Origin of the sequence: Corynebacterium sp. CTNIH16 (genome assembly GCF_032821655.1) — a bacterium.
Classification (GTDB): Bacteria; Actinomycetota; Actinomycetes; order Mycobacteriales; family Mycobacteriaceae; genus Corynebacterium; species Corynebacterium marquesiae.
Genome location: NZ_JAVBIG010000003.1, coordinates 47218 through 74176 on the forward strand (window position 1 = coordinate 47218; position 26959 = coordinate 74176).

Sequence of the window (26959 nt, forward strand, 5' to 3'; positions counted from 1 at the left end):
CATGGCCGTCAAAGGCGACGACAACGTCATCTATGCCAATTTTGGCACTCGAAAGCGGGTAAGTACCCCAGACGAAGTCAATCACGTCGACCGCAGCGGGCGCATCCTGTCCACTACGGCTTCGCGGATCGCAGCCTTTACCTCACACGGTGCGGACCGCGGCCGGATTACCCGCGGCCGTCAGTATGCCGAGGGCGGACACGTCGTAGGCCTCGAGGTGCGCAACGGTGCGATTCACGGGCGCGTGGCTGGCTCCCAGAATGAGCCCTTTGCGGTGCTCATCCAGCTGCCGTACCGCAATAACGATGATATTGCCCAGCTGGCCACCGAGTTCGCCCGGACCCCCAATTCCGTGGCCAATGCGCGCAAAGGCCTGCTTTCCGACGCCGCCTTGGACACCCTCTTTGCCCCCGAGGCCGAAGACCTGCGTCTGACCTGCGACTGCCCAGATGGCGAGTACGTGTGCAAACACATCGTGGCGGTGGGCGATAAGCTCGCCACCCGTGCTGATGCGGACCCAGCCGTCATTTTTAATATGCGTGGTCTGGATTTTGTCCGTCTCGAGCGCATGGTCTTAGAGCAGGCCAAGACGGTCAGCCGCGAAAGCTTTACCCCGAGCGACCTGTCCGAGGAAGAAAAGAATGACATCTTCTGGAACGGCCGTGAGTTGCCGAAGCTGCCGCAGCCCAAGGTAGCCCCAGCTATCGATGACTCCGATCCGGACCTGTTGCGCAAGGCCATGCGCTCGGTTTCACACACCAATCTGGATCTCCTGCGCGCGGTATCCGATATTGAAGACCTCTACTATCACCTCTCGCACTAATGACTGCTACCACGTTTATCCACACCTCCGATTTTCAGCTGGGCATGACCCGGTGGTTTTTGAAGGGCGAGGCCCAGGGCCGCTTTAATGATGACCGCGAGGCCGCCATCGTCCGGCTGGGAGAGCTGGCTCAGGACACCGGCGCGGAGTTCATCGTCGTGGCTGGTGACGTCTTCGAGCATAATGCCCTCTCGCGCGAAATCCTCGCCCGCGCCACGGAGATGTTCAAGCGCCTACCGGTGCCGGTCTATGTCCTGCCCGGCAACCACGACCCGCTGGTGGCGGATTCGGTCTTTTATAAGGCCAGCGCGGACAATGTCCACGTCATAGCAGACTCGGAGCCTATCGAGGTCGCACCCGGCGTGGAACTGGTTGGCGCGCCGTACCTTTCCAAGCGCGCGAACCACGACTTGGTCCGCCAAGCGCTCGAACCATTGGAGCCGGCTGCGAGCATCCGCATCGCCGTCGGCCACGGCCAGGTGGATTCCCGCTCCGGCGAGGATGACGCCGATACCATCGACCTTGCCTTCGTCGAGGATTGCCTGGACCGCGGGGTCATCGACTACCTCGCGCTCGGTGATACCCATTCCACTGCGAGCCTCGGCACCACCGGCCGGGTGTGGTTTTCCGGTAGCCCGGAGACCACGGACTATAAGGAAACGAGTACTGGCGGCGGCGAATCTGATTCCGGCAATGCGTTGGTGGTGCGCGTGGGGGATGAGGTGGACGTCGACAAGCGCCGCATCGGCCGCTGGACCTTTGAAGCCCTCGACGCTGCCGTGGATTCCGCCGAGGATGTGGACCGCTTCCTCGCGCGCTTGGGCGAGTACCCGGATAAGGTGCGCACGGCCGTGAAATATAGTCTGCGCGGCACGCTCGGCGTCGCGGCCCATGCCCGCCTGCAGCGCGGACTGGACGAGTACGAGGCCGTATTTGCATCCCTGCGCCCCCGCGAGCGCACCATGGAGCTCTACTTGGAGCCCAGCGAGGAAGAATTGGCCAGCCTCGATATCTCCGGCTACGCGGCCGAGGCGCTGCATGAACTATTGGAGAACCGCGAGGATCCCGTCGCCCGCGACGCCGCCAACCTGCTATTCCGCCTGGAGGGACAGTCCTAATGCGTATCCACCGCCTAGAACTCATCAATGTCCGCGGCATTGAGCACTTGGCCCTCGATGAGCTGCCTGAGACCGGCGTCGTGGTCATCCATGGCAAGAACGAGGCAGGCAAGTCCACCATCGTGGAGGCGCTCGACGTGGTGCTCACCGAAAAACATAGCGGCCGCTCCAAGCGCATTCGCGCCTTGCAGCCGGTGGGCAAGGACGTTGCCCCGGAAGTTACGGCCGAGCTGAGCGTAGGGGAGTACCGCTTCCGCATTGCCAAACGTTGGCTATCTAAGAAATCCTGCGAGCTTAATGTCACGGCTCCACGGCCGGCGCAATTTACCGGCAGCCAGGCCGACGATGAGCTGGAGCGCATCCTTTCGGAGCACTTGGATCGCTCGCTTGTCGACGCCCTCTTTATGCGCCAAGACGATACCGGCGAGGCCATCTCTGCCGTCGGCATTCCTAGCCTCACCCGCGCCTTGGAGCGCGAATCCGGCCTAGCCGAAGAAGAAGTCTCCGGCGATGATTCCGCGCTCTTGGCCCGCGTGGACAAGGAATATCAGCGCTACTTCACCGCTGCGAAGGGTAACCCGGCCGGCGAGTACAAAGAATCTGCCGAAGCCCTGTCCCGCGCCGAAGAAGAATACGCAGAGGCTACCCGCGTAATGCGCGAGCTCGACTCCGTGGTCGAGCGCTATGAGCAACTCGAGCGCGACCAAGCCGCCGCCCAATCCGAACTTCCCACTGCGCAGGCCGAGCTCACTGACAAGCAGTCTCGGGCCGAGGAAGCCGCGACCGCGCAGGCCAAGCTGGACTCCCATAAAGCCACGCTTGAGCGTGCCACGGACGATCTCGCTCGTGCACAATCCGCAGTCACCGAGCGCGCCGAGCTCGTCACCGCCGCCGAGGAATCTGCCAGGGCCACCGAGGCTGCCCAGTACAGGCTCACCGCCGCGCAGGACAAGGCTAAAGAGGAGGCCGAGGAGAAGGAAAGATTAGAAAAGCGCCTGGCGGAGGCCAAAGAGGACTATGCTGCGGCTCGTAGCACGCTTAAGCAAGCGCGCCGCCAGCAAGATAAGCAGAAGTTTGAGCAGCTCAGTGCCCGGCTAGAATCGCTTGACGCCCTTGCCGCCGAGGCGGATCAAGCCCGCGCCGTCGTTGCGCAGCGCGGCCGTGAGGTGACCGCTGCCGATATCACCGGTCTGCATAAGGCGGACTCGGCCCTTTCGGTAGCAGAGCGCCTGCACGAAGCCGCGGCCGCCAAGGTGCATTTTTCTGGACCGGCGGGTTCTACCATTCGCGTCGATGGCGAGGATATCGAGGTGGGGGAGGGTGCCGCCATCGAGCTTGTTGATTCCCGCGTAATCACCATCGGCGATATCACCGCCCGCTTTTCCGCTGGGTCCTACTCGGCCGAGGACACCCAGCGCGATGTGGAACAGGCGCGCATGCGGCTGCAAGAACTGCTCGATACCCTGGGCGTAGGTTCAGTAGCTGCGGCCGAAGAAGCCCATGAGACGCACCGTGCGCAGAACGATGCCCTCGATGCCGCTACCCGTGCGCTTAGTGCCGAGCTGGGTCCAGATGACTTGGCCGGCTTGCGCTCCCAGCATTCCGCGCTGGCTGAAAAGGTCGCGGACCTTGAAGATACCGCCGAGGTAGACCTTACTGGCGCCGAAGCCGCAGAGGAAGCCGCGAGCGAAAAGGTCGATGCGCTCGACCGCGAGCTTGTGCCGTATCGCGAAAGCCGCCTTGCTCACGAGGTGGTGCGCCTAGATGCCGAGCTGGACGCCGCCCGCGAAAACGCGCAGCGCGTGACTCGAGACCTTTCCTCCGCGCGTGAACGCGCCGCCGACGAGGCCCTGCGTGCCGAGGTCATCCGCCTGGAATCCGTAGTGGCGGACCTGCGTGGGCAACTGGATCAGATGGAAGCTGTGGACCTTAAGATCGCCAACTCCTTGGTGGAAGGCGCGCAATCCCACCTAGATTACCTCACCGAACGCATCCAACGCTGCGAGGTGGACCTCGGCCGGCTTTCTAGCGAGGTGAACTTCCACTCCGGTGCCGCCGAGCGCGCACAGCAGGCCACCGCGGCGGTAGAGATGGCTCGGGCGGTGTACGAGAGCGTCGACAAGCGCGCCCAAGCAGCCCGTTACCTGCGCGACATATTGCTCAAGCACCGCGATGCCGCCCGCCAGCGCTACGCCGCGCCCTTCGTGGCTGCGCTCTCACAGTTGGCGCGCACCGTTTATGGTGGCGAAATCACCTTTGAACTGGATGAAGATCTACGTGTCATCGCTCGCACTCAGGACAATGAGACGGTAAGTCTGGCTAGCCTTTCTGGTGGTGCCCGCGAGCAATTGGCCATCCTCACCCGCTTTGCCATTGCGCAATTAGTGGGGGCGGAGTCGGTACCGGTCATCGTCGACGATGCGCTGGGTTCTACTGACGCGCACCGTCTGCAACTTATGGCCACGCTCTTTTCCCATGTCGGCCGGGATAATCAGGTATTGGTCTTTACCTGCATGCCAGAGCGCTACTCCCGGGTGCCGGGACGCGACGAGCGCGACATAGCTTCCCTCAAAGGGGTAATCTAGGTCCCATGCCTTATCAAACTCGCTGGTTAGACGACGAAGAACAGGAGCTATGGCGCCTGTTGCTTGCCGCTATGCGCAAAATAGATAGGGGAATGGATGAAACGCTGAAAGCCGGTGGGGAAGTCTCTGCCTCCGAGTTTGCCGTCTTAGTCGCTCTTTCAGAGGCACCCGAACAGCGCCTGCGCCTGCGCGAGTTGTGCACACAGCTGGAGTGGGACCGCTCTAGGGCCTCGCACCAGGTAACCCGAATGGAAAAGCGCGGCCTATTGTTTAAGGAACCGGACGAGGACGATGCCCGCGGTATCAATGTGTGCGTAACGCACGCCGGTTTAGAACACCTACGCCGCGCCGCTCCCGAACACGTGGAATCGGTGCGGCGCATGGTCTTTGATCACTTGCAGCCCGAGGATATCCCGGCGCTTAAGCGCTTTTTCACCGGAGTTGTGCAGGTGACTAACCTGCCAGGCTACGAGGGGTATGTGCCGGATTCACTACTACACGGAAAGGATTAAGCTTCATGATGGGCCAAGAGCTCTTTGAGCACCCAAAAAAGCAATATAAAACCTACGGCATCACCGCGCTGGAGGAGCTTAGCCCGCGAATCGGCGACCCCGAGGCACACTTGGAGGATACGGCTAGCGCAGAACAAGTCGCCGCAATGGAAGAGGCGCTAGAGGCGTACCCAGACTCCGCGCTGACCTACGACCAAGACACCGAGCTGTGGATCGTAGGCGCGGAGGAAGACATCGAGCGCATGCTCGCGGATCGCGAGTCTTTCGTAGAAGCGCTGCTTAATAACGAGGACCCGGGGATCTAGAGTTCGGACTTCGGCGTCAATCAAAAGTGCGAGGAATGCGGCCTTGTAAGCACTTAACTGTTAAGATATCCGTAGTTAATCCTCGGTGGATCGAAAGGTTTTATCATTATGAACGAGCGTGAGGCTCAGGAACAGCGCGAAGCAGCAGCTCGCGATAAGGGCAATGGCTGGGTTCCAGTATTCCTTCAGTGGATTCCTTCCATGCTGCTATCCGTAGTGATGCTGGCAGCCATGTTCCTCGGCATGTACTACATCGAGCACGGCACCTTAGACATCACCCAGCCGATTACCAATGAGTTCATTACTCAGTAGCTTCGGCACATAGAAGAATCCGGCTCCCCCCTGCACAGGGCGGGGAGCCGGATTATTTTTATTTGCCCAAGGCTTGGCGCCAAGTCATTTTGCGTCCATTATTCAAAATGGCGCGGCGGTAGATGCGACCGACTAGCACGATAATCAGTGCGGTCACCACAGCCATGAGCACATAGCTAGCTAGCAAGCCCAACCAGCTGAGGTTGCCCCCGGCCACCTGCAGCGGAGCGACCAGCATGGACACCGGCGGCAACCAGGTCATGACTTGCATCCACGTGGCATCCAGGTGCATCCAGCCGAACATCGGTACATACATGGTGGCAAAGACAAGGAACAGAATCGGTGTCTGCGTGGACTGGAGATCCTCGGTGCGCTGCACCATCGAGCCAGCTGCAGCGTAGAGGCTGCCAAAGAAAAGCAGACCTAGAATCTCGCCAACAAGGAGGATCGCTACCAAGCCATAGTCCAGCTCGATGTCATTAGCCAGTCCAGTCGCAGCAAGCGAGATTGCACCGCCGCCCAAGATGAGGAGGGTGGCCAAGAAACCGATGATGGTATTGCCCAAAATCTTGCCGGCCAGGAAGTCCGCTGGGCGCACGGAAGATAGGATAATTTCCACCACGCGGGAGGACTTTTCCTCGGTGACGCGGCCGCCAATCAGACCAGCGAAAGTCATGACGGAAAAGACTACGACCATGGCTCCGATCATGACGGTGGCAACGCCGGCCAACTTTTGTTCAGTGCCGTCCTCTTCTTCCAGGTTCACCTGATTGACCGTGGTGGACGGGGTAGCCTTTTCTAACTCTTGCGGGTCAATATTGAGCTTATCCAGCGCCGTTGCTTGTGCTTGAGAAGCAACGATTTGGTTGACCGTGGTAGTTACCGCGGCAGGCGTATCGCCCTTGCTTAGGAGATCCCAACCGTCGTTCTCTGCCGGTACTAGGGCGGCATCGGCCTCGTCATTTTCCACCAATTGCTGGGCTTCCGCGCGGTCTTTTGCCTCTGTGGCATCGATACCGGAATCATCAAAGGCAGACGCTTCCATCCCCACGATGGCTACGGAATCCGGTTCGTCATCGCCGCTGAAGAAATTGATAGCAATGGGTGCGATAATGGCGCCGAGGATGAGTAGCAGCATAGTGCCCACTACCATCTTTGACTTCAGTGCGACTGCCATCTCACGCTTGGCTACAACCCCGATGGTCTTCATTGCGGAATACTGCATGGCTTAGGCCTCCTCATTCTGGTTGCTGGTGACGACGTCCTGGAAAAGCTCGGTCAGGTCTGGGATCTTGCGGCCGAAGGAATGCACTGGGCCTGCAGCTAGGGCTGCCTGCAGGATTGCCTGATCATCTACGGCGGGATCGGCTTGGAGCACTACGGCATCGGCATTTTCTTCCACCAGCTCCGTGCCTTCCGGATACCAGCCGCGCGCTGGGGTAACGACCTCAAAGCGGGGAGGGCCTTGGCTGCGCAGCTTATCGACGCCCCCTTCAGCCACCATCTGCCCCTTCGTCACAATGCCCACGCGGTCACACAAGCGCTGCACTAGGTCCAACTGGTGCGAGGAGAAAATGACGGGCACCCCGCGGTTGGCGCGCTCGCGCAGCATGTCTGACATGACGTTGACCGCAACCGGGTCTAGGCCGGAGAAGGGCTCGTCCAGAATCAGCATGTCAGGATCATGGATGAGGGAGGCTGCCAGCTGCACCCTCTGCTGGTTGCCCAAAGACAGGTCATCGAGCTTATCGTCCATCCGCTCGCCTAGACCTAACTGTTCTAGGAGCTCAGTGCCGGCGCGCTTGGCGGCGGGTTTATCCATTCCGTGCAGGGTGCCGAGGAAGACCAGCTGGCTAAGCAGCGGTTCCTTTCCGTAGAGGCCGCGCTCTTCCGGCATATAGCCAATGCGGCGGCGATTATCGTCATTAATTGGGGCGTTATCGAAATAGACTTCGCCGGAGTCTTTCGCCAGCACACCAAGCGCAATGCGCATGGTGGTGGACTTTCCAGCGCCGTTGGAGCCGACGAAGCCGAAGATTTCGCCTTCGCCAACGCTAAAGGTCATATCCCGCAGGGCTTGAGTCTCCCCGAAGGACTTATTGAGGTGGTCGATGGTCAAGGTGGGCATGTTTAGTCCTCCGAGTTCTGGTTGAAGGTCAGTGCGTAGCCGACAGCGGGCAAGGTGCCAGAGATGAAGTAGCTAAAAAGCAGGTAGTAGCCGACTCCTAACAGAAATTTGGTGCTATTTATTTCGAAGGTATCTCCGTTCAAAAACCGAAAATTAGATGCGAAAGCAGCCAATCCTCCGAAGAATAGCAATGTCGTTGACAGCTTGAACGCCTTTTGCCGCCAGTGGTCCAGCACTTGGGCCTCGTATTCATCGAGGGCGGCCAGAGGTTTTGTGTCCTTGGTGTCGATGGAAATTCGCAGAATGGTCCACGGGATGCACGACAGTGCGATTGTTATCGACGTAGCAAAGAGGGCCCAATAGGCGGAAAATGCTAGGGCAATGATGAGGAAAATCGCGGATATGACTACGCAGCCATACATTGACGCGATTAATCCACGGGTGGGGCCGGGACGGCGGAACCGTTTGGCGCGGATCGTTGTTGAAACTGGGGGCGTCGTTTGCTGTCATGCACCCAAGTGTTGCATAAACCCAACACTCTGGCAAGAGATTCTGCAACTTTTTTCTGGCCTTGACCCTGACGCAGCGTGAGGCGCGACAATGAAATCATGGACGACATCGATGAAGTTCTTTATACCGTTGGCGAGGTAGCAGCGCTTTTTCGCATTACGGTGCGCACCTTGCATCACTGGGAGGCACAAGGCTTGCTATCTCCCACGTGGCGCAGCTGGTCCAACTACCGGCTGTACACCGAAGAAGACTGCGCCCGTGTGCAGAAGATTCTGATCTACCGCGCTACTGGTATGAAATTGACTGATATTAGGCAGCTGCTAGATGGAGGTGCCTCCGACTTAGAACATTTGCGGAGGCAAAAGGAGAGCCTGCTCGCGCAGCGCGACAGCCTTACTGACATGCTGGCAGCAATTGACACCCTGATGGAGGATGCAATGAATAACCGAAAGCTCACTGTGGAAGAAATCGGACAGATTGTCGGCGATGCCAACTTCGCCGCGCATCAACAAGAAGCCGAGGAGGCCTATGGATCGAGTGAGGATTGGGCTGTGTATCAGCAGCGCACTGCCGGCTGGTCGAAGGAAAACTGGAGCGATGCGCAAGCCGGAGTCGCTGAGGTCGAAAAAGAGCTGGCCCAGGCCGTAGCGAGCGGTGTGGCTGCGGGGTCGGAGGAGGCCCAGGGGATCGTCGAAAAGCACCGCGAAGCATTAAGCGCCTTCTTTCCCGTCACGCCAGCGAAGCACTTCCTAATCTCGCGCGGCTACGTAGCTGACGAACGCTTCCGTGCCCACTATGAAACTCAGCAGGAGGGGTTGGCGCAGTGGCTGGCAGACGCGATTGAGCATGCAGCTAAGGCACAGGGGGTGGATACCGACAACCCGGAGTGGGCATAGCTAGCGGGCCGGAAGATAGATAAACCGCTGACCACCAGACAGTCCTGGTGGTCAGCGGTGAATGTGTCCCCGACAGGGATCGAACCTGCGACCTTCGGTACCGGAAACCGATGCTCTAATCCGCTGAGCTACGGAGACATCGCTGGGAAAATTCCCAACGATGTGATTTTAGCGCATGTGCCAGTGGGAGACTAAATCAACCCGGGGGCGTCGGCAGTAGTGACTTCGCCGGTGCGCAGGTAATGCACGCCGATGTCATCTACCACCTTATTCCCAGAGGCAAAGTGCGCATGGCCGGGGCCATGGACGGTGACCACGCGCGACTGCATCGGCTGGGAAAGGCTCGTGTGATACTGGTACGGCGTTTGCGGGTCGCCCGTAGCCTGAATCTGGAGGGGCTTAGTGGCCAGCTTAGAGCCGTCGAGAGGCGCCTGGCCCGTGACCGGCGCGCGGCCACCGCAGCCCGCGCCGGAGCCGTAAAGGGAGTTGATGAGGGTGAAGGGATCAACGCTGACGAAGTTGGTCCACAGGTAGCTCGGGTATAGCAGCGGATTGCCGGGCACGGTGTTTTCATTGCAGACGATGAGGTTTTGCATATTCATCGCTTGAGCGACGGACTCTTGATGTTTGCGCAGCGCCTCCGGGTCGGGCTGCCCAGCATCCATGGGCTCGCTGCCGTTTAGGTGCTTGGCAAAGGCATCCCACTGTGCAGGAATCGGGACGAGGTCGCGCGTCATGACCAAAAGCGGGGAGAACACTTGCACGGCGTTGGGGTGCTGAATCTTCTGGGTGAGGAACTCTGCCTGCACACGCAGTGGGCCGGTGGCGGTCATAATGTCCGCACCAGGCTGACCGGCAAACTCGAGGCCTGGAGGCAGGTCACCAATCTTGGCGTTCGGTGGCAAGACCGTGGGGCGAACGCCGGCCTCGCGGGCTACCTTCTGTGACCATTTTTCATAGACCTGCAATGGGGTGGTGCCGAGGTGGTACTTGGCGTCATTTTTAGCAATGAACCCAAAGAGATCGTGCAGTCCCTTTTCATAGCCACGCTGTTGCGAAGCAAAGATGCCATTCCACGCCAGTTTGGGGCTCATACCCGAATCTAGCAAGACCTTGCCGGTGTGCTCTGGATACTTGGTGGCGTAGGCGGAGCCGAGATAGGTGCCATAGGAAGTACCGGCGATGTCTATCTTGTCTTCGCCCAAGGCGCGGCGCACCATTTCCCAATCTTGCAGGGTATTCGCAGTGGTCAGTGAGTTGGTATAGCCCGGAGTGTTCTTTTCACAGGCATCGCGGGTGAGCTTTCCTACTTGGAGGCTGCCTTGGATCGGATCGCTGGTGGCCGTGGCATCACACTTGACCGGGGTAGAGCCGGGCAGGCCACGCGGTTGTACGCCGATGGTGTCCCACTCATCGCGCACGGCCTGCGGCCACGGAACAGCGGTATTTCCAGCCCACATATAGGCATCACCACTTGGGCCACCAGGGTTGGTAAACAACGCGCCACGGCGGGCGCCTGGGTTGGCGGCGGGAACGCGCACGAAGCCGACGCTAATGGTGCCGGCATCAGGGTTGTCGTAGTACGTAGGGACCTCGATGCGGCCGCACTCGGCGCTGTCGATGTCCACCTGCTCTGGGCAGTCTTCCCAGGAAATGGCGGGCTTGGTGTCTTGTGGCGCGGCCGTGGCAATCGGTGCAGTAACACCAATGGCGACCGCAGCAGCACCGAGCGTGGCCGCAAGTTTAGAAGAAAAAGAAAGCATAGGTTAGGTCTCCAGAATAAAAATTATTGGTAGACCTAGCCTATGCTTTCTTGATGCCTTTGGCATCATATTCACAGTAGGTGGGTGCCCTCACCGGCCGGGGGAGGGCTATGCAACCTACTTGACGATGAGGACGATGAGATCACGCGGACCGTGTACGCCCTCGACGCGAGCGAGCTCGATATCAGAGGTAGCGGACGGGCCAGAGATCCACGTTGCCGGCTTCTCCGGGTTCATACGGGAGATGACCTCGGGGATGCCGTAGACGATCTCATCCTGGTAGACGATGCACAGGTGGCGATCCGGAACCAGGGTGAGCGCGCGACGGCCGCAACGCTCATCAGACTGGAGCACGATGGTGCCGGTCTGGGCGGAGGTGACGTGGGAATAAGTGACCACAGCGTCGGTCTCGTTCAGGGTGCGCGGATCGACGGACCTATCGTCCGGCTTGGCGTCGAAGCCCTCGAAGAGGGTGGCGTCCATGCCTTCGGCGTAACGAATGTCGTTGCACTCGCGGTCCTTGAGGATCGTGGCGATGGCCTGCTTGAGCTCGCCTTCCTCGGTGACGTGCACCTCGGCCTTGTAATCCTCGAGTCGGTCAATGAGCATATCGCGCAGCTCGTCCGCGTTCAGGGTGCCCTCGTGGTGGTAGTCGCGCGGGGCATCAACGTGGTCGGGCAGACCAGCCTGCTTCTGAGCGGAGCGGATGCGGCTTAGGATTTCCTGCTTTGCGTTCACTTTTGGGACTCCTCACGGGCCTCGGCAAGAAGCTCCTTGCCTTCTTCGGACTCGAACCACTGGCGGAAGGACTTCTTTGGCGGAACCGCGGTATCGCGGCCTTCGGACCAACCGGACATAAACAGTGGCAGGGATTCGATGGTCTTGTTGGTGCCACCCAAGATGCGGCCCAAGGCGACCATGTGGGTTGCCTTGTTCCACAGCTTCGGGTTGCTCCACAGCAGCTGAATGGTGTTGAAGAGCTTCGGCTCGATTGGTGGGGTGGCGTGGGTGACCTTCTGGTGGCGGTTTTCCAAAATGACGTCGGAAAGCGGAATCTTCACCGGGCACACCTCGTCGCAGCGGCCGCACAGGGAGCATGCATAAGGCAGGCTGGCGGAAGGATCGTTGTGGTCTTTCATACCGGTCAGCTGCGGCGTCAGGGAAATGCCGATCGGGCCAGGGTAGACGGAGCCGTAGGCGTGGCCGCCGGCGCGCTCGTAGACCGGGCAAACATTCAGGCAAGCCGAGCAACGGATGCACTTGAGAGCCTGATGGCCAATCGGGGAGGACAGGGCCGCGGTACGGCCGTTATCCAGCAGGACCAAGTGGAAGTTCTGCGGGCCATCGCCCTCAGTAACACCGGACCACATGGAGGTGTACGGGTTCATACGCTCTGCGGTGGAAGAACGTGGCAGCAGCTGGAGAAAGACCTCCAAGTCCTGGAAGGTTGGCACTAGCTTCTCAATGCCCATGACGGTAATGAGGGTCTCTGGCAGGGTCAGGCACATGCGGCCATTGCCCTCGGACTCCACGATGTTGATGGTGCCGGTTTCTGCCACGCCGAAGTTGGCGCCGGAAATGGCAACCTTGGCCTTCATGAACTGCTCGCGCAGGAACTGGCGGGAAGCCTCAGCCAACTCTGCCGGCTCTGCCTGCAGGGAGTCATCGGTATTTGGCATCTTGTTGACGAAGATATCGCGAATCTCCGCGCGGTTGCGGTGGATAGCCGGAACCAGAATGTGGGACGGCTTATCTTCGCCCAACTGCACGATGAGCTCTGCGAGGTCGGTCTCGCGAGCGTTGATGCCCGCTGCCTCCAGGTGCTCGTTCATGCCGATTTCCTGGGTGGCCATGGACTTAACCTTGACCACATCGGTCTCGCCGGTGGCGCGAATGAGACCTTCGATGATCTGGTTGGCTTCCTTGGCATCGCGTGCCCAGTGGACAACGCCGCCGCGAGCCTTGACTGCCTCTTCGAACTGCTCGAGCAGTTCGGGCATGCGAGCGGCAACATCTTCTTTGATGGCGGAACCTGCAGCGCGCAGCTCCTGCCAATCGTCCAGCTCTTCTACAGCGTTGGAGCGCTTTTCACGAATGGTGGTGGTAGCGTGCTGCAGGTTGTGGCGCTGGGTGGCGTTATTAAGGCCAACGTGAGCCAGCGGGACGAAAGCCTTGCTGCCGCGCAAATTGCCGTAGCCTTCCGGCGCGCGCGGTGGAGTGGTATCGAGGAAAGAGGTCATTAGAGCATCGTCTCCTTGGAGTAAGCGGCGGAGGTAGGAGTCCATGGGTGCTCCTTGGTTGAGGCCAAGATCTCAGCCATGTGAACGGCGCGGATACCGGAACGCTGGCGGCTCAGGGCACCACCGATGTTCATCAGGCAGGAGGAGTCACCGCCGGTAACGTATTCAGCCGCGGTTTCCTTAACGTGGCGGGTTTTATCGGTGACCATCGCACGGGATACCTCTGCATTCTTGATGGCGAAGGTACCGCCGAAGCCACAGCATTCTTCCTTATTGGGAAGTGTGACTAGGTCAATTCCTTCTACTTCCTGGAGAAGCTGCAATGGGCGGTCTCCGAGCTTCAAAAAGCGCAGCCCGTGGCAGGAGGGGTGGTACGTTACGCGGTGCGGGAAGAATGCGCCGACGTTGGTCACACCGGCGACATCCACTAGGAATTCTGGGAGATCCAGGGTCTTTTGAGTGGTCTTGCGTGCGCCGTCGACGTCGGCGGAGTTGCCAAATCGGTCAGCGATGCGCTCGTGCTGCTCGCGAACGGCGCCGACACAGGAGCCGGAGGCCGCGACGACATAATCAATGGAGGGATCGGCAAAGGCATCCGCATAGGAGCGGATCATTCCCAGGGTTTCCTTCTGGTAGCCGGTATTGATGTGCATCTGGCCGCAGCAGGTCTGCTCCTCCGGGAAGACCACCTCGTGGCCCAAGCGGGAGAGAACCAATGCCGTTGCCTTTTGTACGTCCGGGAAAAGGGCGTCACCAATGCAAGTGGAAAATAGCGCAATGCGCATACGGTGCTCCTCGTTGATTTTTTACATGGGGGTAGCCACAACCCTACTCCTTTTAAGCAGTACGTGTGTAATACATCCCCCGCTTGACCAGCAATTATTTCGCAATATTAGTGTTGCAGAAAACTGCTATCAACCGTTTGTGCTGCAAAGGCGAACTTTTTGCTATAGCCCTTTTCACACTCGTCTTTTCAGTGAACTAGAATCGTGCGACATGACTCCAGCTGATTTGGCCACACTAATCAAAGAAACCGCCACCAAGGTTATGGCGGACCACGACCTTGATTCCTCCGTTTTGCCTGAAACGGTCACTGTAGAGCGACCTCGTAACCCTGAGCACGGTGACTATGCCACCAACGTGGCGCTGCAGGTAGCTAAGAAGGCCGGTGCTCACCCACGCGAGCTAGGCGGCTGGCTGGCAGCGGCGCTCGCGGATGATGAGGCCATTTCTGAAGCAGATATTGCCGGCCCGGGCTTTATTAATATTCGTCTTGCTGCCGATGCACAGGGAGAGATCGTTGCCCAAATCCTGCGGGCGGGCCAGGATTATGGCTCTAATGACTCCTTTACCGGCAAGAAAGTAAATCTGGAGTTTGTTTCCGCTAATCCGACTGGACCGATTCACCTGGGCGGTACTCGTTGGGCGGCTGTGGGCGATTCTCTCGGCCGCGTATTGGAAGCATCCGGCGCGCAGGTTACCCGCGAGTATTACTTCAACGACCACGGCGGCCAGATTGATCGTTTTGCCCGATCCTTGGTTGCCGCAGCTAAAGGGGAGCCGACCCCAGAGGACGGCTATGGTGGTGCCTATATTCAAGACATTGCTGCCGCTGTGGTGGAAAAAAATCCTTCCGCGCTCGAAGGCACTGCCGATGAGGTTCAAGAGGCCTTCCGTGCGGATGGCGTGGAGATGATGTTCGCGCAAATCAAGCAATCCCTGCACGAGTTTGGCGTGGATTTCGATGTGTACTTCCACGAGAATTCACTCTTTGAATCGGGTGCCGTTGACACGGCTTTGGATAAACTCAAGGCAGAGGACCATCTGTATGAGGCAGAGAATGCCTGGTGGCTAAAGTCCACCGACTATGGCGACTCCAAGGACCGCGTAGTGGTGAAATCCGATGGCAATGCGGCCTATATTGCCGGCGACATCGCTTATGTGGCCGATAAGTTTGACCGCGGTCATGACTTGAATATCTATATGCTCGGCGCGGACCATCACGGCTACGTTCCGCGGCTGAAGGCTGCGGCAGCAGCGCTGGGCTATGACGCCGATGCGGTGGAGGTACTCATTGGTCAGCTGGTCAACCTGCTGCGCGATGGCCAGCCGGTGCGCATGTCGAAGCGGGCGGGCACAGTCATCACCATGGAAGACCTTGTTTCGGCTATTGGCGTAGATGCCGCGCGTTACTCGCTGGTGCGCTCTTCTGTGGACCAGAGCATCGATATTGATTTGGGTCTGTGGGAATCCCAGTCTTCTGATAATCCGGTGTATTACGTGCAATACGGCCACGCCCGCCTGTGCTCCATCGGCCGCAAGGCAGCCGAGCTGGGCGTCGATTCGGAAAGTGCGGATCTCTCCTTGCTCACCCATGATCGCGAGGGTGACCTCATCCGCACCCTAGGCGAGTTCCCGGCCGTGGTGGAAGAAGCCGCGCAGCTGCGCGAGCCGCACCGCATCGCCCGCTATGCCGAGGACCTCGCTGCGGTCTTCCACCGTTTCTATGATTCCTGCCAGGTCCTGCCCAAGGCGGGCGAGGATGAAGCTCCTATTCACGCCGCCCGCCTCGCGTTGGCGCAAGCCTCCCGCGTGGTCTTGGCCAATGCCTTGACCATGGTGGGCGTAAGCACCCCGGAGAAGATGTAAGTGGCGGACTTCAATGAGCTGCCGGCCCACGTCTGGCCGCGCAATGCAAAGCGCGAGGAAGACGGCGTAGTAACCATTGCTGGTGTTCCGCTGCCGGATTTGGCGGAGGAATTCCAGACCCCACTTTATGTCTTCGATGAAGATGACTTCAGGTCCCGCTGCCAGGACATGGCCCGCGCGTTCGGTGGACCCGAGCATGTGCACTATGCCTCCAAGGCCTTCATCTCAAAGAAGATCGTGAACTGGGTTAATGAGGAAGGCCTGTGCTTGGACGCGGCCTCGCTCAATGAGCTCAAGATTGCCTTGGCCGCAGAGTTTCCAGCCGAGCGCATCACTACGCACGGCAACAATAAGGACGATGAATACCTGCGTTTGTGCGTAGACGCCGGCGTGGGCCACGTGGTCATTGACAACGAGCTCGAGCTGGAAGAACTCAATCGCATTGCAGGCGAGGCCGGCAAGGTCCAGCCGGTGATGATCCGCGTCAAGCCGGGTGTTGATGCGCATACGCACGAATTCATCGCCACGGCGCATGAGGACCAAAAGTTCGGCATTTCGCTCGCCACGGGCGCGGCCTTTGCTGCGGCCAAGCGTTGCTTGGAGGCGGATAACCTGCACCTGAGCGGCCTGCACTGCCACGTGGGATCCCAGGTCTTTAATGCGGAGGGCTTCAAACTTGCTGCGGAGCGCGTCATGGGGCTGTACCGCCAGATTTATACCGAGCTGGGTGTGACGTTGGAAGAGCTCGATCTGGGCGGCGGTTTTGGTATTCCCTACATGCCTTATGAGGAGGCGCTGGATATCGAGCGCGTGGCCGGCGATATGCTCGGCGCGGTCAAGCACACCGCAGAGGAGTTGGGCATTGAGGCGCCCTTCCTCTTGGTTGAGCCCGGTCGCTCCTTGGTTGCCGGCTCGGCGGTGACCGTCTATCGCGTGGGTACCGTCAAGGATGTAGAAACTGGCAAGTCGGATCTGCCGCTGCGTCGCTATATCTCCGTCGATGGTGGAATGTCAGATAATATCCGGCCAGCGCTCTACGGTTCGGCCTATGACGTGCGGGTGGTCAACCGCTTTAGCGATGGGGAAGAGGTGCCCTCCCGCGTGGTGGGCTTCCATTGCGAGTCCGGGGATATTCTCCTTCAGGACGGCGAGCTGCCCAATGATATCCAGCCGGGGGACTTGATCGCCTTTGCGGCGACTGGCGGCTACCAGTACATGATGTCCTCACGCTATAACGGTGCGGTGCGCCCGGCGGTCGTTGCCACGCGCGTAGGCGAGACTAAGCCTATGCTGCGCCGAGAGACCATCGAGGATCTTCTTTCCCTCGAAGTGGACTAGCCTAGGCACTCGGTCCCCGTCATAAGGCCTAATTTAATTCAGGCCCTGTGACGGGGGATTTTCTATGTATAGACCCATTTACGGCGAAAGTAGACAGCTTGTTCTGTATAGTGTTCTGTATCCGCAATTAGCGGGCACAACACCTTTACCCCAACCGCACAATGGAGACGGATTATGGCTGCATCTACTAGCGAGCTTCAGGCACACAAGCATTCCGGCAAGGGCGAGGGCGAGACCGTTGGCATCGCCCTGCTGGGCTTTGGCACCGTGGGTGCTGAGGTCTTCCGTCTGCTGGGAGAAAATGCTGATGCCTTTGCTCATCGCATCGGTGGTCCAGCCGAGATTCGCGGCATAGCCATCCAAAATAAGAATAAGCTGCGCCCAGGCGTGCCCCAGGACCTTTTGACCGATGACGCCAAGGCGCTTGTCGCCCGCGATGATATCGACCTCGTGGTTGAGGTAATTGGCGGTATTGACTTCCCGCGCGAGCTGGTGCTCGCCGCACTTAATTCGGGAAAGTCCGTGGTGACCGCCAACAAGGCCCTAGTGGCCGCGCATGCTGACGAGTTGGCAGAAGCTGCCGACCGCGCCGGCGTAGATCTTTACTTCGAGGCTGCCGTGGCCGCTGCCATCCCAGTGGTAGGCATGTTGCGCCGGTCCTTGGCCGGCGATCAGGTAGAGCGCATCTCCGGCATCGTCAATGGCACCACCAACTTTATCCTGGACGCGATGGAGTCCACGGGCGCTTCCTATGACGAGGCGCTGGCAGAGGCTACCCGCCTAGGCTATGCCGAGGCCGATCCCACCGCGGATGTCGAGGGCCACGACGCCGCTTCTAAGGCTGCCATCATGGCGTCTTTGGGCTTTCACACCCGAGTGAAGTTCGAGGACGTCCACTGCGAGGGCATCACCAAGGTCACCGCCGCGGATATCGCCGCGGCAAATGATGCCGGCTATTCCATCAAGCTACTGGCCATTTGCGAGCGCCTCCAGCGTGAGGACGGCTCCGAGGCCGTCAACGCCCGCGTACACCCCACCTTGGTGCCTAAGGAGCACCCGTTGGCTTCCGTGAGCGAGTCTTATAATGCCATCTTCGTTGAGGCAGAGGCCGCAGGTTCCCTGATGTTCTACGGCAACGGCGCGGGCGGCAATCCTACGGCGTCTGCCGTGCTTGGCGACGTCGTCGGGGCAGCCCGCAATATCGTCCACGGCGGTCGCGCACCGGGCGAGAATACCTATGCCAACCTACCTATCGCAGACTTCGGTGAGGTAGAAACCCGCTACCACATCGATATGGAAGTCCAAGACCGCACCGGTGTGCTGGCCGCCATCTCCGCTGTCTTTGCCGACAATGACGTTTCCCTGCGCACCGTGCGCCAGGAAGACGGCGCGGACACCGCCCGCCTCATCGTGGTCACCCATGCCGCCAAGGAGGCCACCTTGGATACCATTGTGGCTGCTTTGGGCGAGCTCGAAGAGGTCAAGGCTGTTCATTCCGTAATCCGCCTCGGCAGCTAGCCCGGAGCAATAGACTGGACAGCTATGAGTATCGAAGTTGAAGTCGGCACCAAGGCAATTGTGACCGTTCCTGCCTCCACGGCGAACCTTGGCCCAGGATATGACACCTTGGGCATGGCGCTGAGCCTGTATGACACGGTCGAGGTAGAGGTCACCACCTCGGGCCTTGTGGTGGAGATTTTCGGCGAGGGTGCAGAAGATCTGCCGCGCGATGGCTCCCATTTGGTGGTCAAGGCGATTCGCTCCGCGCTTTCGGCAGCCGACGCCACCGTGCCGGGCCTCCGCGTGGTTTCGCATAATACTATCCCGCAGTCGCGCGGCTTGGGCTCTTCCGCTTCCGCCGCAGTGGCAGGCGTGGCCGCCGGCAATGCGCTGGCGGGAAGCCCCCTGACCCAGGAGCAGGTGGTGCAGCTTTCTTCCGCCTTTGAGGGCCATCCCGATAATGCCGCCGCCTCCGTGTTGGGCGACGTCGTGGTGTCGTGGACAAATGTCCCCGTCGACGGCCATTCTTTGCCGGACTACCGCGCCGCGTCCATCAAGGTGCACGAAGATATCCGCGCCACCGCGCTCGTGCCAGATTTCCATGCCTCCACCCAGGCGGTGCGCCGCGTCTTGCCGTCGCACGTGACGCATTCGGATGCGGCGTTCAACGTCTCGCGCACCGCGGTCCAGGTGGCGGCGTTGCAGAACTACCCGGATCTCCTGTGGGAGGGAACCCGCGATCGCCTGCATCAGCCGTACCGCGCGGATGTGCTTCCCGTGACCGCGGAGTGGGTCAACCGCCTGCGCAATCGCGGCTATGCGGCCTACCTATCCGGAGCCGGCCCCACCGTCATGGTGCTGCACACCGACGATATCGATGAGGGCATTCTTGCCGACGCCCGCGAACAGAACCTCCGCGTCATCGATCTCACCGTCGCCGGCCCCGTCAGGGTGGAGCTTACGCAGGCTTAATTTCCAGCCTGCACACGTTGTGAGGCTGGCGTGGCACCAAGTTAATGGTGGTGTCTTCATCGCTGGTTTCTTGCAGGAAGCCAGCGTGTACCGCGCACAGGAACGGCGAAGGCTTAAGCCCCGAAGAGACAAACGGGCAGGCATGGAGCTCGATGTCGGTTGAATCAGGCTTGGTGGCAGGATCAAAGCCCATATCGCGCAGGGTGGCAAAGAGCGTATCGAGCGCACCATTGGAGGCATCCGCGCCCGCAGTGCGCGCCCAGCGTCGCCCCATCTCGAGGGCCTTGGTCGATGCGGCGTCATCAAGCTCTTCCTTATCCGCCAGCATCGTGGTAAGCACTTCCACCAAGGTGATGTATTCCTCTGCCACCGCTTTATTATCCGGTACGCGGGCCCGAAAGATGAGGGAGGGGCGCCCGCGGCCCTTACTCGGCGCGGAGACTACGTTGACGGCCCCAGCGTTGACCAGCTCATCGATGTGTCCGCGGGCGGTGTTGACGTGCATGCCTAGTTCCTCGGCGACGGTGCCGGCCTTGGCGCCTTCGGGGTGGCGCTGCACAGCGGTGAGCACCTCGCGCTGCTTGGGCGAGAGGTTGAGGGCCTCCGGAAAGAGTTCGGTGGTGGGCCGGGGAAGTGAATCAGGCATGGTGGAAATCCGCCTTGGGATCTGCGAAAACAGAAATATTAGTTGGGGTGGATAAAAACGTTTGCTTTAGACACTGTTAAGGATACGATGTTACCCACCTCAACGTCTAAAGCGAACTCGCGGTCTATCGGTACGCACGCCTCTTGGCCGCCCAGATCAACGCGCAGCTGCATCGCCGCGAGGCTGGTGGCCTCGACTGCAAGGACTCGCACCGTCCACTGATTGCACGTTTCCTGCGCGGCGCCAATTGTAGCCGCATGCGGGTCAAAGGTCACCGCCACCTTCTGGCCGGGCGCAAGAGACGCATGCTCCGTGGCCGCCAGAACGGTAATATCGCCGCACGCGACTTCTACCGCGGACGCGCCAATCTCGGTTACGGTTCCCTCGAGGCGGTTAAGACCCGCTAGCGCCGCAACGAATCCTGTCGGCGGTGCCTCAAGCAGACGCGCGGTTGCGCCGTGCGCCCGCACCTGGCCGGATTCCATGACCAGCATGTCCTGCGCTAGGTGCGCAATATCGAGCGCATCATGGGTAACAAGCAGTGTGGTGCGGTCTGCGCAGGCCGCGTGCAAGAAGCGGCGCCATCTCTCGGCCGATTTCACGTCGACTGCGGCCAGGGGCTCGTCCACAATCAACACCGCCGGCCGTGCGGCTAGCGCGCGCACCAGCGCCACGTGGGCGGCTTGGCCGCCGGAGAGGGCGGGAACGGGGACGTCGGCAAGCTCGTGCAATCCCGCTGCCGCCAGGAGCTCCTGCGCACGTACCTTATCGCGGGTGACCATGGCCACCGCCTCCACGGCCGTCGAGCGCGGCGGCAACCCCGGCCGCTGGGTGAGCAAGACGACGTCGGCGCCCTCCGGGGAGATCTCCCCGCCGCTCAGACGCCCGGCAATGCGCCCTATGAGCGTGGTTTTACCGGAGCCGTTTGGGCCCACTATGGCGGTAATAGCGCGTGGGGAAAAGTCCGTGCGCACCCCATCGACCTTCACGGAAACGGCCGGAACCTCAGCGGGTCGGGTGAGCTCGCGCAGCTTGTCGACGTCGAAGGTGTGCAACTTCCGCGCCCGCGGTTGGTAGTGCCTCCGCCGCAGGACAGGCAAGCCTGCCAGTGCCAGGCATAGTAATGCCAGGCTGATGAGCAGCGCCGAAAGTACATAAGCGCCGTCCGCGTCGACCACGCGCTCTAAATAAATGCCCAGCGGCATGGTGCGGGTAACCCCCGGCTGCGAGCCGGCGAAGGTTAGGGTCGTGCCAAATTCGCCTAGGGATCGGGCGAAGGCTAAGCCGGCACCGGTCGCCAAAGCGGGCGCAATAGAAGGCAGGGTGATTTTGCCGAGTATCTCCCACCGCCCCAAGCCCACGCCGCGCGCAGAAGCGAGGATTTCCTGGTCTAGCTGGCGCAGCGCCGAATCGACCGCCACCACCACAAAGGGCAGTGCCACAAAGGTCTGTGCCAAAACGACTCCGGGGAAGGCGAAAGCGAAGTGGATACCTAGGGCGTCGAGAAGTGGGGCCAGATACCCCTTGCGGCCGAAAGCTGCGGTAAGTGCCAAGCCGCCCACCACCGGTGGCATGGCCAGAGGGAGGTAGACCAAGAGGCGTACTACGGCGCTGCCGCGGCCGAGCTGCTGCACCCACAGGGCCAGCCCCAAACCCAGCACGAGCGCAAGGACCATAGATTGGAAGGCGGCTGCCACTGAGATGAGTAGCATGTCTCGGATCTCGTCACGCGCGAGGTAGTCGCCGATGCGATCCCACGGCACGCGCAGCCCGAGGGCCGCCACCGGAACAATGATGGTGGCTACCGCAATGAGGCCAATAAGGCCGATGAGCAGCGGGGACTTTAGGCGGATGGGTTGTGGGGAAGACATAGAGATAGAGACTAGTCTGCCTGCTGGAAGCCGAGCTCGCGCCAGGTGGAATCAAAGTCAGTGGCCAAAAGATCTAGGATTTCTTGCGCCTCCTTGGGGTGTTCGGCTTCGGCCGTGACTGCGCCGACGATCTGGTTGGCGAATTTGTCCGCCCCAGGAATGTCAATTACCTCGACATCATCGCCAGCTGCGGCGGCATCGGTGGAATACACCCATCCGGCATCGGCTTCACCCGCGGAAACTTTTCCTAAAACGTCCGCTACCTGGCGCTCTTGGGAGGAGGGGTGAACGTCGAGGTGCTTGTCATCGATGATCTGAGAGGAGATATCGCCGCACGGTACCTGCGGATCACAGAGCACAAAGTGGCGGGCGCGGGAAAGATCCTGCAGCGAGTGAATAGTGGCCGGATTTCCCTTAGGCACCACCATGACCATGACGTTGGTGGCAAGCACCTTAGGTTTGGTGACGGTGCCGTCTTCGACTGCTTGGTCCATGGTTTTCTTGGACGCCGTTAGGAGAAGATCTGCTGGGGCGCCCTCGCGCAGCTTGCTCACGAGATCGGAGGAGCCGCCATTGTCAAAGCTCAGATTCATTGGCGGCTCGAGCTGGCCTGCGCGCTGAGTGAGTTTCTCATTGATGACGCGGGTGGAGGACGCAGCCAGGACATTAAGCGTAGGAGCATCCGCGTCTTGGGCGGAGGTCGTTGAAGTTGGGGGAGCGCAGGATGTAAGGGCGAATGCGATGGCGGCGAGGAGTGCGGCGGCGCGCTTCTTCATCTGCGGAGGGCTCCTTCTACAGTGGAGAGTGTGACCTATCCAGGATAGCCCTCCGCCCTGCGAGGGTTTAGCGCACGCGGGTGAACTTGATGTGGAAGTCGTTTTCTTCTTCCTTGAGGTAGTCCAGCTCGAAGCTCTCCTCGCGAGCCTCGACCTCCTTGAGCAGTGGAACTGGATTATGCGGGGCGATGAGGATCATGGATTCGCCCACGTTGAGGGTGCCCAGCGCGCCATGGATGGCGCCGTGGCGAACGGCGTGCGGAATTTCGGAGGCGTTCAGGGTCGGGATGGAGTGTGGCTTATTGGCATCGGAAATGGGCAGTTGCATGGTTTGTAGTCCTTTCTTAAGGGGTGCGGTTTTCGCTCTGTTAGCAATATTAGTACGATAAAACCCGTGCAAAATAATAGCGTGGCGCATCGCCTCATCTTCCTCGCCTTCGCTGGCCTATCGCTGCTGGTGGGCCTAGCTGCGGGCGCCACTCTTTTGGGGTTGACCGCCACCCCTGGCGCGTCCTTTGCCGCCGACCACGGACCGCTCATGGTCTTCGGCTTCGTGGGCGGAGCCATCGGACTGGAGCGCACCGTCGCTGTGCGCACCTCGTGGGCATGGGCCGGGCCCGTATGCCACGTCGCCGGCGTACTGGGCATTCTCGCCGGCCTGCCGCGTGCGGTCCCCGCAGTGTGTTTTGCCGCCAGCTTCCTTGTCCTTGGCTTCATTTACGCCACTATCTATCGCCGCCAGGCGAGCCTCGCAATCCTGGTGCAGGCAGCTGGCGTAATCGGGGGAGTAGCAGCCGCTGCACTGTGGGCCATGGGCCCCGGGTTCGCTGCGGCGATGCCGTTGTGTGTCCTCTACGCCGTGGCCACCATCATCGGCGAGCGCATGGAACTAGCGCGCGTCACCATGGCCGGAACCCGCGCCGAAAACCACCTGACCCTCCTAGTTCTGGGGCTGGCGGCGGCCAGCGTCATCTACGTGCTTGCCCCTGCGGCGGGCTATCGCGCCATGGGCATGGTGCTCATCGCCATCGCTGCGGCCACCGCGCGGGTGGACGTGGCCAAGAATCTGGTGCGCTCTCACGGCCTGCCGCGCTACTCGGCGGCGTGCATGTTGGCCGGCTACGGCTGGCTCGCCCTCGGCGGCTACCTCTGGCTGCTGCACGGACAGTCCACCGGCTTTGCCTATGATGCCTCAGTGCACGCCATCTTCTTGGGCTTTGTCATGTCCATGATTTTCGCGCACGCTCCTATCATCTTCACCTCCGTGATTCGCCGCAGATTGCCGTACCACCCGGTGCTCTATGTGCCGGTGGTGCTCTTACATGGCGGCCTCGCGTTGCGCCTCCTTGCCGATTGCGCCGAGCACACCACTGCCCTCCACACCGGCGGGGTAGTTACGATATTCGCAGTGTTAATTTTTCTCGCCTGCGGCATTTCCTTGACTGCGAAGGAGGCGCGACGTGCGCATTCATGACGTATCCCTGGCCGCGCGCGGCCGCTGGCATACCCTGAGCGCCGCCATTATTGGCCTGTGGATCTTTATTGGCCTCGGCGTTCTCATTGCCGCATCCTTGGGTGCACCTGTGGTGTGGTGGGATATCATCCACCCCTTTACCATTGGCGCGCTGACCACGGCGATCATCGTCTTTTCCACCCATTTCACTGAGGCGTTGACCCGGACTGCGGGTGGGGACTATCGGGGCGTCGGCAGTCGCGTGGGCCTAGTGCAGCTCGGGCTAATCCTGCTGCTCATTGATAGGGCGGGGTATGACTGGGGCCCGCTTGCCGACGCCGCCTCTATACTCATCATCGCCGCCCTCACCTGGCATCTGTGGTTCGTCGCGCGGCGCCTACGCGGCTCATTGTCTGGTTCTTTTGCCGTGACCGTGCCTTTTTATATCGCGGCGGCCGTGTTCATGATTGCCTCCGTGGTGCTTGTCATCCTCAGCGGTAATGGGGTAGGCGAGTATTCCCTCCTCGTCGGCGCCCACTCGCACGGCATGATCTGGGGCTTCGCATGGCTTACCGTCATCGGCACGGTGGTCACGTTGCTCCCCACGCTATCGGCCACCGCGATTTCACCCACCGCTCGCGCGCGGTGTACTCGCGCGCTCATCGTGCACTGCGTTGGCTTGTCCTTGGCGATGGCGCTATACGCGGTGGGCCTTAGCCGCGTCGCAGGCGTGGCCCAACTGCTCGTGGTCCTCGCGGCGGTGCTCGTCATTCAGCCGGTGCTTGCCACCGTAATGGGCCGCTCGCCGCGGCTGACCACCGCCACCGTTGCCGTCATCGCCGGACTGCTGTGGATGTTGGCGCTGTGTGCCGGTGACGCCATTTCCGCAGCGGTGGGCGCTTACCCGCGCACCATCACCCTGGTTTTGCTGCCCGCCTTCCTCGGTGCCGGCCTCTTGCAGTTGGTCACCGGAGTCCTTCACCACCTGCTACCCATCCTTACCGGCGCACGCCCTGATACCACTGAGCGCACCGGCTACGCCCGTCTGCTGCTCATCAACGTGGGCGGACTGCTGACATTGCTAGGCGCTACCGTGGCCGGGCTTATCATGATGGGGATAGGCCTTGCCGCCAACGTTATTGCCGTCGGCCGAGCCATCTACCTACAGAAAAGACTGGAGAGTTAAATGCTGAGCGTTTCTTCCTCACAACCTGCGGAAAAACCCGCGCCGAAGGATTCATCGTGGGCCTCGTGGCTGCTCATCGGCATCGCGCTGGCGGCGGTCATCGCGCTCGCGGTGATCAATTCCACCGGCAAGGGCACGGAGTCTGCCGCACCGGTATCCTCTGGCGAAACGCAGACCATTGACGTGGGCGTGGATGGTATGGCCTTTACCCCCTCGTCCATCGACATCGAGCCCGGCACCCACCTGGTGGTCAACTTCACCAACTCCGGCGACCAAGTCCATGACCTTAAGATTGGCGACGCCGAAACCGGCCGCGTTGACCCGGGCGAGACCGTCCAACTCGACGCCGGAGTCATCGACTCCTCCGAGGAAGGCTATTGCACCATCGCCGGCCACAAGATGCAGGGCATGACCTTCCAGGTCAACGTGGGAGACGGCGCCGCTGCAGGACATGACCATTCGGTGTCCTCAGCTAGCAATCCGCACGTAGACGTGCCAACTGCCGCCGAACTCGGCGCTCAGCGCGACGATTTTTCCGCCTTTGACGCCACCTTGCAGCCGGCCGCTGAGACGAAGACGCACAAAGAGACCTGGACGATGACCGAGGAAGTCGTGGAGGTCGCCCCCGGCATCAAGCAGATGCGTTGGCTCTTCAACGGCCAAGCCCCGGGTCCCACCCTGCGTGGCAAGGTGGGCGATAAGTTCGAAATCACCATCAAGAACGAGGGCTCCATGGCCCACTCCATTGACTTCCACGCCGGCGAGGTCAACCCAGATAAGACCATGAAATCCATCCAGCCGGGCGAGGAATTGACCTACAAGTTCACCGCGAACCGCTCCGGCATCTGGATGTATCACTGCTCCACGATGCCCATGTCCCTTCACATCGCCAACGGCATGGCCGGCAATGTCATCATCGATCCGCCGAACCTCAAGCCCGTTGACGCGGAGTATAACTTCATGGCTACCGATGTCTTCCTGGGCGAGGAATCCACCGGCGCCGACGCCCAGCGCGTTGCCGACGGCCGCTTCGACCTGATGGCCTTCAATTACTACCCTGGCCAATATGACGCAGAGCCCATCAAAGCCAAGGTAGGCGATACCGTCCGCTTGTGGTTGACCAACTTAGGCCCCGACCAGCCGCTGAGCTTCCACGTTGTGGGCGAGCAATTCGATACTGCCTACAAGGAAGGCGCCTACCTCATCAAGAATGAGGACTCGACCGGCTCGCAAGCTCTGGACCTCCTCCCGGCGCAAGGAGGATTCGTCGAGATGACGTTCAACGAGCCCGGTACTTATTCCTTTGTCAATCACATCATGACTAACGCCGAGAAGGGTCAGCACGGCAAGTTTATCGTCACCGAGTAGCCCGCCTG

At 60.4% G+C, this 26959-nt stretch carries 25 protein-coding genes and 1 tRNA gene; 14 read left to right on the top strand and 12 right to left on the bottom strand.

Going from position 1 to position 26959, the window contains the following annotated elements; genetic code table 11:
• Window position 1: 1 nt before the first annotated feature.
• The 6 genes from RAE04_RS03910 (at window position 2) to RAE04_RS03935 (ending at window position 5655) form a co-directional block, all read left to right on the top strand.
• On the top strand, window positions 2-823 hold the full coding sequence (locus RAE04_RS03910; protein ID WP_198492869.1) for an SWIM zinc finger family protein: 822 nt from the start codon (window positions 2-4) through the stop codon (window positions 821-823).
• Window positions 823-1941, top strand: coding sequence for an exonuclease SbcCD subunit D (locus tag RAE04_RS03915; RefSeq protein ID WP_317026497.1), 1119 nt, complete (start codon window positions 823-825; stop codon window positions 1939-1941). Before RAE04_RS03910 ends, RAE04_RS03915 begins: the two co-directional genes overlap by 1 nt.
• Window positions 1941-4526: an AAA family ATPase gene (locus RAE04_RS03920; RefSeq protein ID WP_317026498.1), complete on the top strand. Its 2586-nt coding sequence runs from the start codon at window positions 1941-1943 to the stop codon at window positions 4524-4526. The genes RAE04_RS03915 and RAE04_RS03920 overlap by 1 nt, the downstream gene beginning before the upstream one ends.
• 5 nt (window positions 4527-4531) lie before the next feature.
• The gene (locus tag RAE04_RS03925; protein ID WP_284786637.1) at window positions 4532-5038 is read left to right on the top strand and encodes a MarR family winged helix-turn-helix transcriptional regulator; all 507 of its coding nucleotides are present in this window, start codon (window positions 4532-4534) and stop codon (window positions 5036-5038) included.
• 5 nt (window positions 5039-5043) lie between these two features.
• Complete coding sequence (locus RAE04_RS03930) at window positions 5044-5343, top strand: hypothetical protein (RefSeq protein ID WP_005327602.1); 300 nt, start codon at window positions 5044-5046, stop codon at window positions 5341-5343.
• Window positions 5344-5451: 108 nt separating this feature from the next.
• The gene (locus tag RAE04_RS03935) at window positions 5452-5655 is read left to right on the top strand and encodes a hypothetical protein (protein ID WP_239272888.1); all 204 of its coding nucleotides are present in this window, start codon (window positions 5452-5454) and stop codon (window positions 5653-5655) included.
• A gap of 58 nt (window positions 5656-5713) precedes the next feature.
• On the opposite strand, the gene RAE04_RS03940 is transcribed toward RAE04_RS03935, so the two are convergent.
• From RAE04_RS03940 to RAE04_RS03950, 3 genes are read right to left on the bottom strand one after another with little or no spacing between them, the layout of a single operon-like run.
• The gene (locus RAE04_RS03940) at window positions 5714-6880 is read right to left on the bottom strand and encodes an ABC transporter permease (RefSeq protein WP_317026499.1); all 1167 of its coding nucleotides are present in this window, start codon (window positions 6878-6880) and stop codon (window positions 5714-5716) included.
• A gap of 3 nt (window positions 6881-6883) precedes the next feature.
• Window positions 6884-7783, bottom strand: coding sequence for an ABC transporter ATP-binding protein (locus RAE04_RS03945; RefSeq protein WP_317026500.1), 900 nt, complete (start codon window positions 7781-7783; stop codon window positions 6884-6886).
• 2 nt (window positions 7784-7785) lie between these two features.
• Window positions 7786-8205 carry a hypothetical protein gene (locus RAE04_RS03950; protein ID WP_317026501.1) on the bottom strand — a complete coding sequence of 140 codons (420 nt, stop codon included), beginning with the start codon at window positions 8203-8205 and terminating at the stop codon, window positions 7786-7788.
• 165 nt (window positions 8206-8370) lie between these two features.
• Between RAE04_RS03950 and RAE04_RS03955 the strand changes: the two genes are divergently transcribed.
• The gene (locus tag RAE04_RS03955) at window positions 8371-9189 is read left to right on the top strand and encodes a MerR family transcriptional regulator (RefSeq protein ID WP_317026502.1); all 819 of its coding nucleotides are present in this window, start codon (window positions 8371-8373) and stop codon (window positions 9187-9189) included.
• 64 nt (window positions 9190-9253) lie between these two features.
• Here the strand turns inward: RAE04_RS03955 and RAE04_RS03960 are convergent.
• From RAE04_RS03960 to RAE04_RS03980, 5 genes are all read right to left on the bottom strand, one after another.
• Window positions 9254-9327: transfer RNA gene (locus tag RAE04_RS03960), tRNA-Arg, on the bottom strand.
• A 53-nt stretch (window positions 9328-9380) separates the two neighbouring features.
• The gene (locus RAE04_RS03965) at window positions 9381-10952 is read right to left on the bottom strand and encodes an alpha/beta fold hydrolase (protein WP_317026503.1); all 1572 of its coding nucleotides are present in this window, start codon (window positions 10950-10952) and stop codon (window positions 9381-9383) included.
• A gap of 117 nt (window positions 10953-11069) precedes the next feature.
• Window positions 11070-11690 carry a lactate utilization protein C gene (locus tag RAE04_RS03970; RefSeq protein WP_239272894.1) on the bottom strand — a complete coding sequence of 207 codons (621 nt, stop codon included), beginning with the start codon at window positions 11688-11690 and terminating at the stop codon, window positions 11070-11072.
• On the bottom strand, window positions 11687-13192 hold the full coding sequence (locus RAE04_RS03975; protein ID WP_317026605.1) for a lactate utilization protein B: 1506 nt from the start codon (window positions 13190-13192) through the stop codon (window positions 11687-11689). Before RAE04_RS03975 ends, RAE04_RS03970 begins: the two co-directional genes overlap by 4 nt.
• Entirely contained in the window at window positions 13192-13977 is a 786-nt protein-coding gene (locus tag RAE04_RS03980) for a (Fe-S)-binding protein (protein ID WP_284791357.1), read from the bottom strand. Before RAE04_RS03980 ends, RAE04_RS03975 begins: the two co-directional genes overlap by 1 nt.
• A 211-nt stretch (window positions 13978-14188) precedes the next feature.
• On the opposite strand from RAE04_RS03980, the gene argS reads away from it, so the two are divergent.
• From argS to thrB, 4 genes are all read left to right on the top strand, one after another.
• On the top strand, window positions 14189-15841 hold the full coding sequence (gene argS, locus RAE04_RS03985) for an arginine--tRNA ligase (protein WP_317026504.1): 1653 nt from the start codon (window positions 14189-14191) through the stop codon (window positions 15839-15841).
• A complete protein-coding gene (lysA, locus tag RAE04_RS03990) occupies window positions 15842-17179 on the top strand; it encodes a diaminopimelate decarboxylase (protein WP_317026505.1) in 1338 nt (445 codons plus the stop codon).
• Window positions 17180-17353: 174 nt separating this feature from the next.
• Window positions 17354-18697 carry a homoserine dehydrogenase gene (locus RAE04_RS03995; RefSeq protein WP_317026506.1) on the top strand — a complete coding sequence of 448 codons (1344 nt, stop codon included), beginning with the start codon at window positions 17354-17356 and terminating at the stop codon, window positions 18695-18697.
• Window positions 18698-18721: 24 nt separating this feature from the next.
• Entirely contained in the window at window positions 18722-19651 is a 930-nt protein-coding gene (gene thrB / locus RAE04_RS04000) for a homoserine kinase (RefSeq protein ID WP_317026507.1), read from the top strand.
• On the opposite strand, the gene RAE04_RS04005 is transcribed toward thrB, so the two are convergent.
• The 4 genes from RAE04_RS04005 to RAE04_RS04020 form a co-directional block, all read right to left on the bottom strand.
• On the bottom strand, window positions 19638-20297 hold the full coding sequence (locus RAE04_RS04005; protein ID WP_317026508.1) for a helix-turn-helix transcriptional regulator: 660 nt from the start codon (window positions 20295-20297) through the stop codon (window positions 19638-19640). The two genes, thrB and RAE04_RS04005, sit on opposite strands and share 14 nt — an antisense overlap.
• Window positions 20298-20335: 38 nt before the next feature.
• Complete coding sequence (locus RAE04_RS04010; RefSeq protein ID WP_317026509.1) at window positions 20336-22168, bottom strand: ATP-binding cassette domain-containing protein; 1833 nt, start codon at window positions 22166-22168, stop codon at window positions 20336-20338.
• A gap of 11 nt (window positions 22169-22179) precedes the next feature.
• Window positions 22180-22944, bottom strand: coding sequence for a molybdate ABC transporter substrate-binding protein (gene modA / locus RAE04_RS04015; RefSeq protein ID WP_317026510.1), 765 nt, complete (start codon window positions 22942-22944; stop codon window positions 22180-22182).
• A gap of 67 nt (window positions 22945-23011) precedes the next feature.
• Entirely contained in the window at window positions 23012-23272 is a 261-nt protein-coding gene (locus RAE04_RS04020; protein ID WP_239272903.1) for a DUF2249 domain-containing protein, read from the bottom strand.
• Between the two features lie 66 nt (window positions 23273-23338).
• Here RAE04_RS04020 and RAE04_RS04025 point away from each other — a divergent pair, with 66 nt between their 5' ends.
• From RAE04_RS04025 to RAE04_RS04035, 3 genes are read left to right on the top strand one after another with little or no spacing between them, the layout of a single operon-like run.
• Window positions 23339-24418, top strand: coding sequence for a hypothetical protein (locus tag RAE04_RS04025; protein ID WP_317026511.1), 1080 nt, complete (start codon window positions 23339-23341; stop codon window positions 24416-24418).
• Entirely contained in the window at window positions 24405-25583 is a 1179-nt protein-coding gene (locus RAE04_RS04030) for a beta-carotene 15,15'-monooxygenase (RefSeq protein WP_284786653.1), read from the top strand. The genes RAE04_RS04025 and RAE04_RS04030 overlap by 14 nt, the downstream gene beginning before the upstream one ends.
• A complete protein-coding gene (locus tag RAE04_RS04035) occupies window positions 25584-26951 on the top strand; it encodes a multicopper oxidase domain-containing protein (protein ID WP_317026512.1) in 1368 nt (455 codons plus the stop codon).
• The last annotated feature ends 8 nt before the right edge of the window (window positions 26952-26959 follow it).

Excerpts from the sequence above, each read along its gene's own strand:
- RAE04_RS03910 (WP_198492869.1), top strand. The coding sequence starts at position 2 with ATGGCCGTCAAAGGCGACGACAACGTCATCTATGCCAATTTTGGCACT.
- RAE04_RS03915 (WP_317026497.1), top strand. The coding sequence starts at position 823 with ATGACTGCTACCACGTTTATCCACACCTCCGATTTTCAGCTGGGCATG.
- RAE04_RS03920 (WP_317026498.1), top strand. The coding sequence starts at position 1,941 with ATGCGTATCCACCGCCTAGAACTCATCAATGTCCGCGGCATTGAGCAC.
- RAE04_RS03925 (WP_284786637.1), top strand. The coding sequence starts at position 4,532 with ATGCCTTATCAAACTCGCTGGTTAGACGACGAAGAACAGGAGCTATGG.
- RAE04_RS03930 (WP_005327602.1), top strand. The coding sequence starts at position 5,044 with ATGATGGGCCAAGAGCTCTTTGAGCACCCAAAAAAGCAATATAAAACC.
- RAE04_RS03935 (WP_239272888.1), top strand. The coding sequence starts at position 5,452 with ATGAACGAGCGTGAGGCTCAGGAACAGCGCGAAGCAGCAGCTCGCGAT.
- RAE04_RS03940 (WP_317026499.1), bottom strand. The coding sequence starts at position 6,880 with ATGCAGTATTCCGCAATGAAGACCATCGGGGTTGTAGCCAAGCGTGAG.
- RAE04_RS03945 (WP_317026500.1), bottom strand. The coding sequence starts at position 7,783 with ATGCCCACCTTGACCATCGACCACCTCAATAAGTCCTTCGGGGAGACT.
- RAE04_RS03950 (WP_317026501.1), bottom strand. The coding sequence starts at position 8,205 with ATGTATGGCTGCGTAGTCATATCCGCGATTTTCCTCATCATTGCCCTA.
- RAE04_RS03965 (WP_317026503.1), bottom strand. The coding sequence starts at position 10,952 with ATGCTTTCTTTTTCTTCTAAACTTGCGGCCACGCTCGGTGCTGCTGCG.
- RAE04_RS03975 (WP_317026605.1), bottom strand. The coding sequence starts at position 13,192 with ATGACCTCTTTCCTCGATACCACTCCACCGCGCGCGCCGGAAGGCTAC.
- RAE04_RS03980 (WP_284791357.1), bottom strand. The coding sequence starts at position 13,977 with ATGCGCATTGCGCTATTTTCCACTTGCATTGGTGACGCCCTTTTCCCG.
- argS (WP_317026504.1), top strand. The coding sequence starts at position 14,189 with ATGACTCCAGCTGATTTGGCCACACTAATCAAAGAAACCGCCACCAAG.
- RAE04_RS03995 (WP_317026506.1), top strand. The coding sequence starts at position 17,354 with ATGGCTGCATCTACTAGCGAGCTTCAGGCACACAAGCATTCCGGCAAG.
- thrB (WP_317026507.1), top strand. The coding sequence starts at position 18,722 with ATGAGTATCGAAGTTGAAGTCGGCACCAAGGCAATTGTGACCGTTCCT.
- RAE04_RS04005 (WP_317026508.1), bottom strand. The coding sequence starts at position 20,297 with ATGCCTGATTCACTTCCCCGGCCCACCACCGAACTCTTTCCGGAGGCC.
- RAE04_RS04010 (WP_317026509.1), bottom strand. The coding sequence starts at position 22,168 with ATGTCTTCCCCACAACCCATCCGCCTAAAGTCCCCGCTGCTCATCGGC.
- modA (WP_317026510.1), bottom strand. The coding sequence starts at position 22,944 with ATGAAGAAGCGCGCCGCCGCACTCCTCGCCGCCATCGCATTCGCCCTT.
- RAE04_RS04020 (WP_239272903.1), bottom strand. The coding sequence starts at position 23,272 with ATGCAACTGCCCATTTCCGATGCCAATAAGCCACACTCCATCCCGACC.
- RAE04_RS04035 (WP_317026512.1), top strand. The coding sequence starts at position 25,584 with ATGCTGAGCGTTTCTTCCTCACAACCTGCGGAAAAACCCGCGCCGAAG.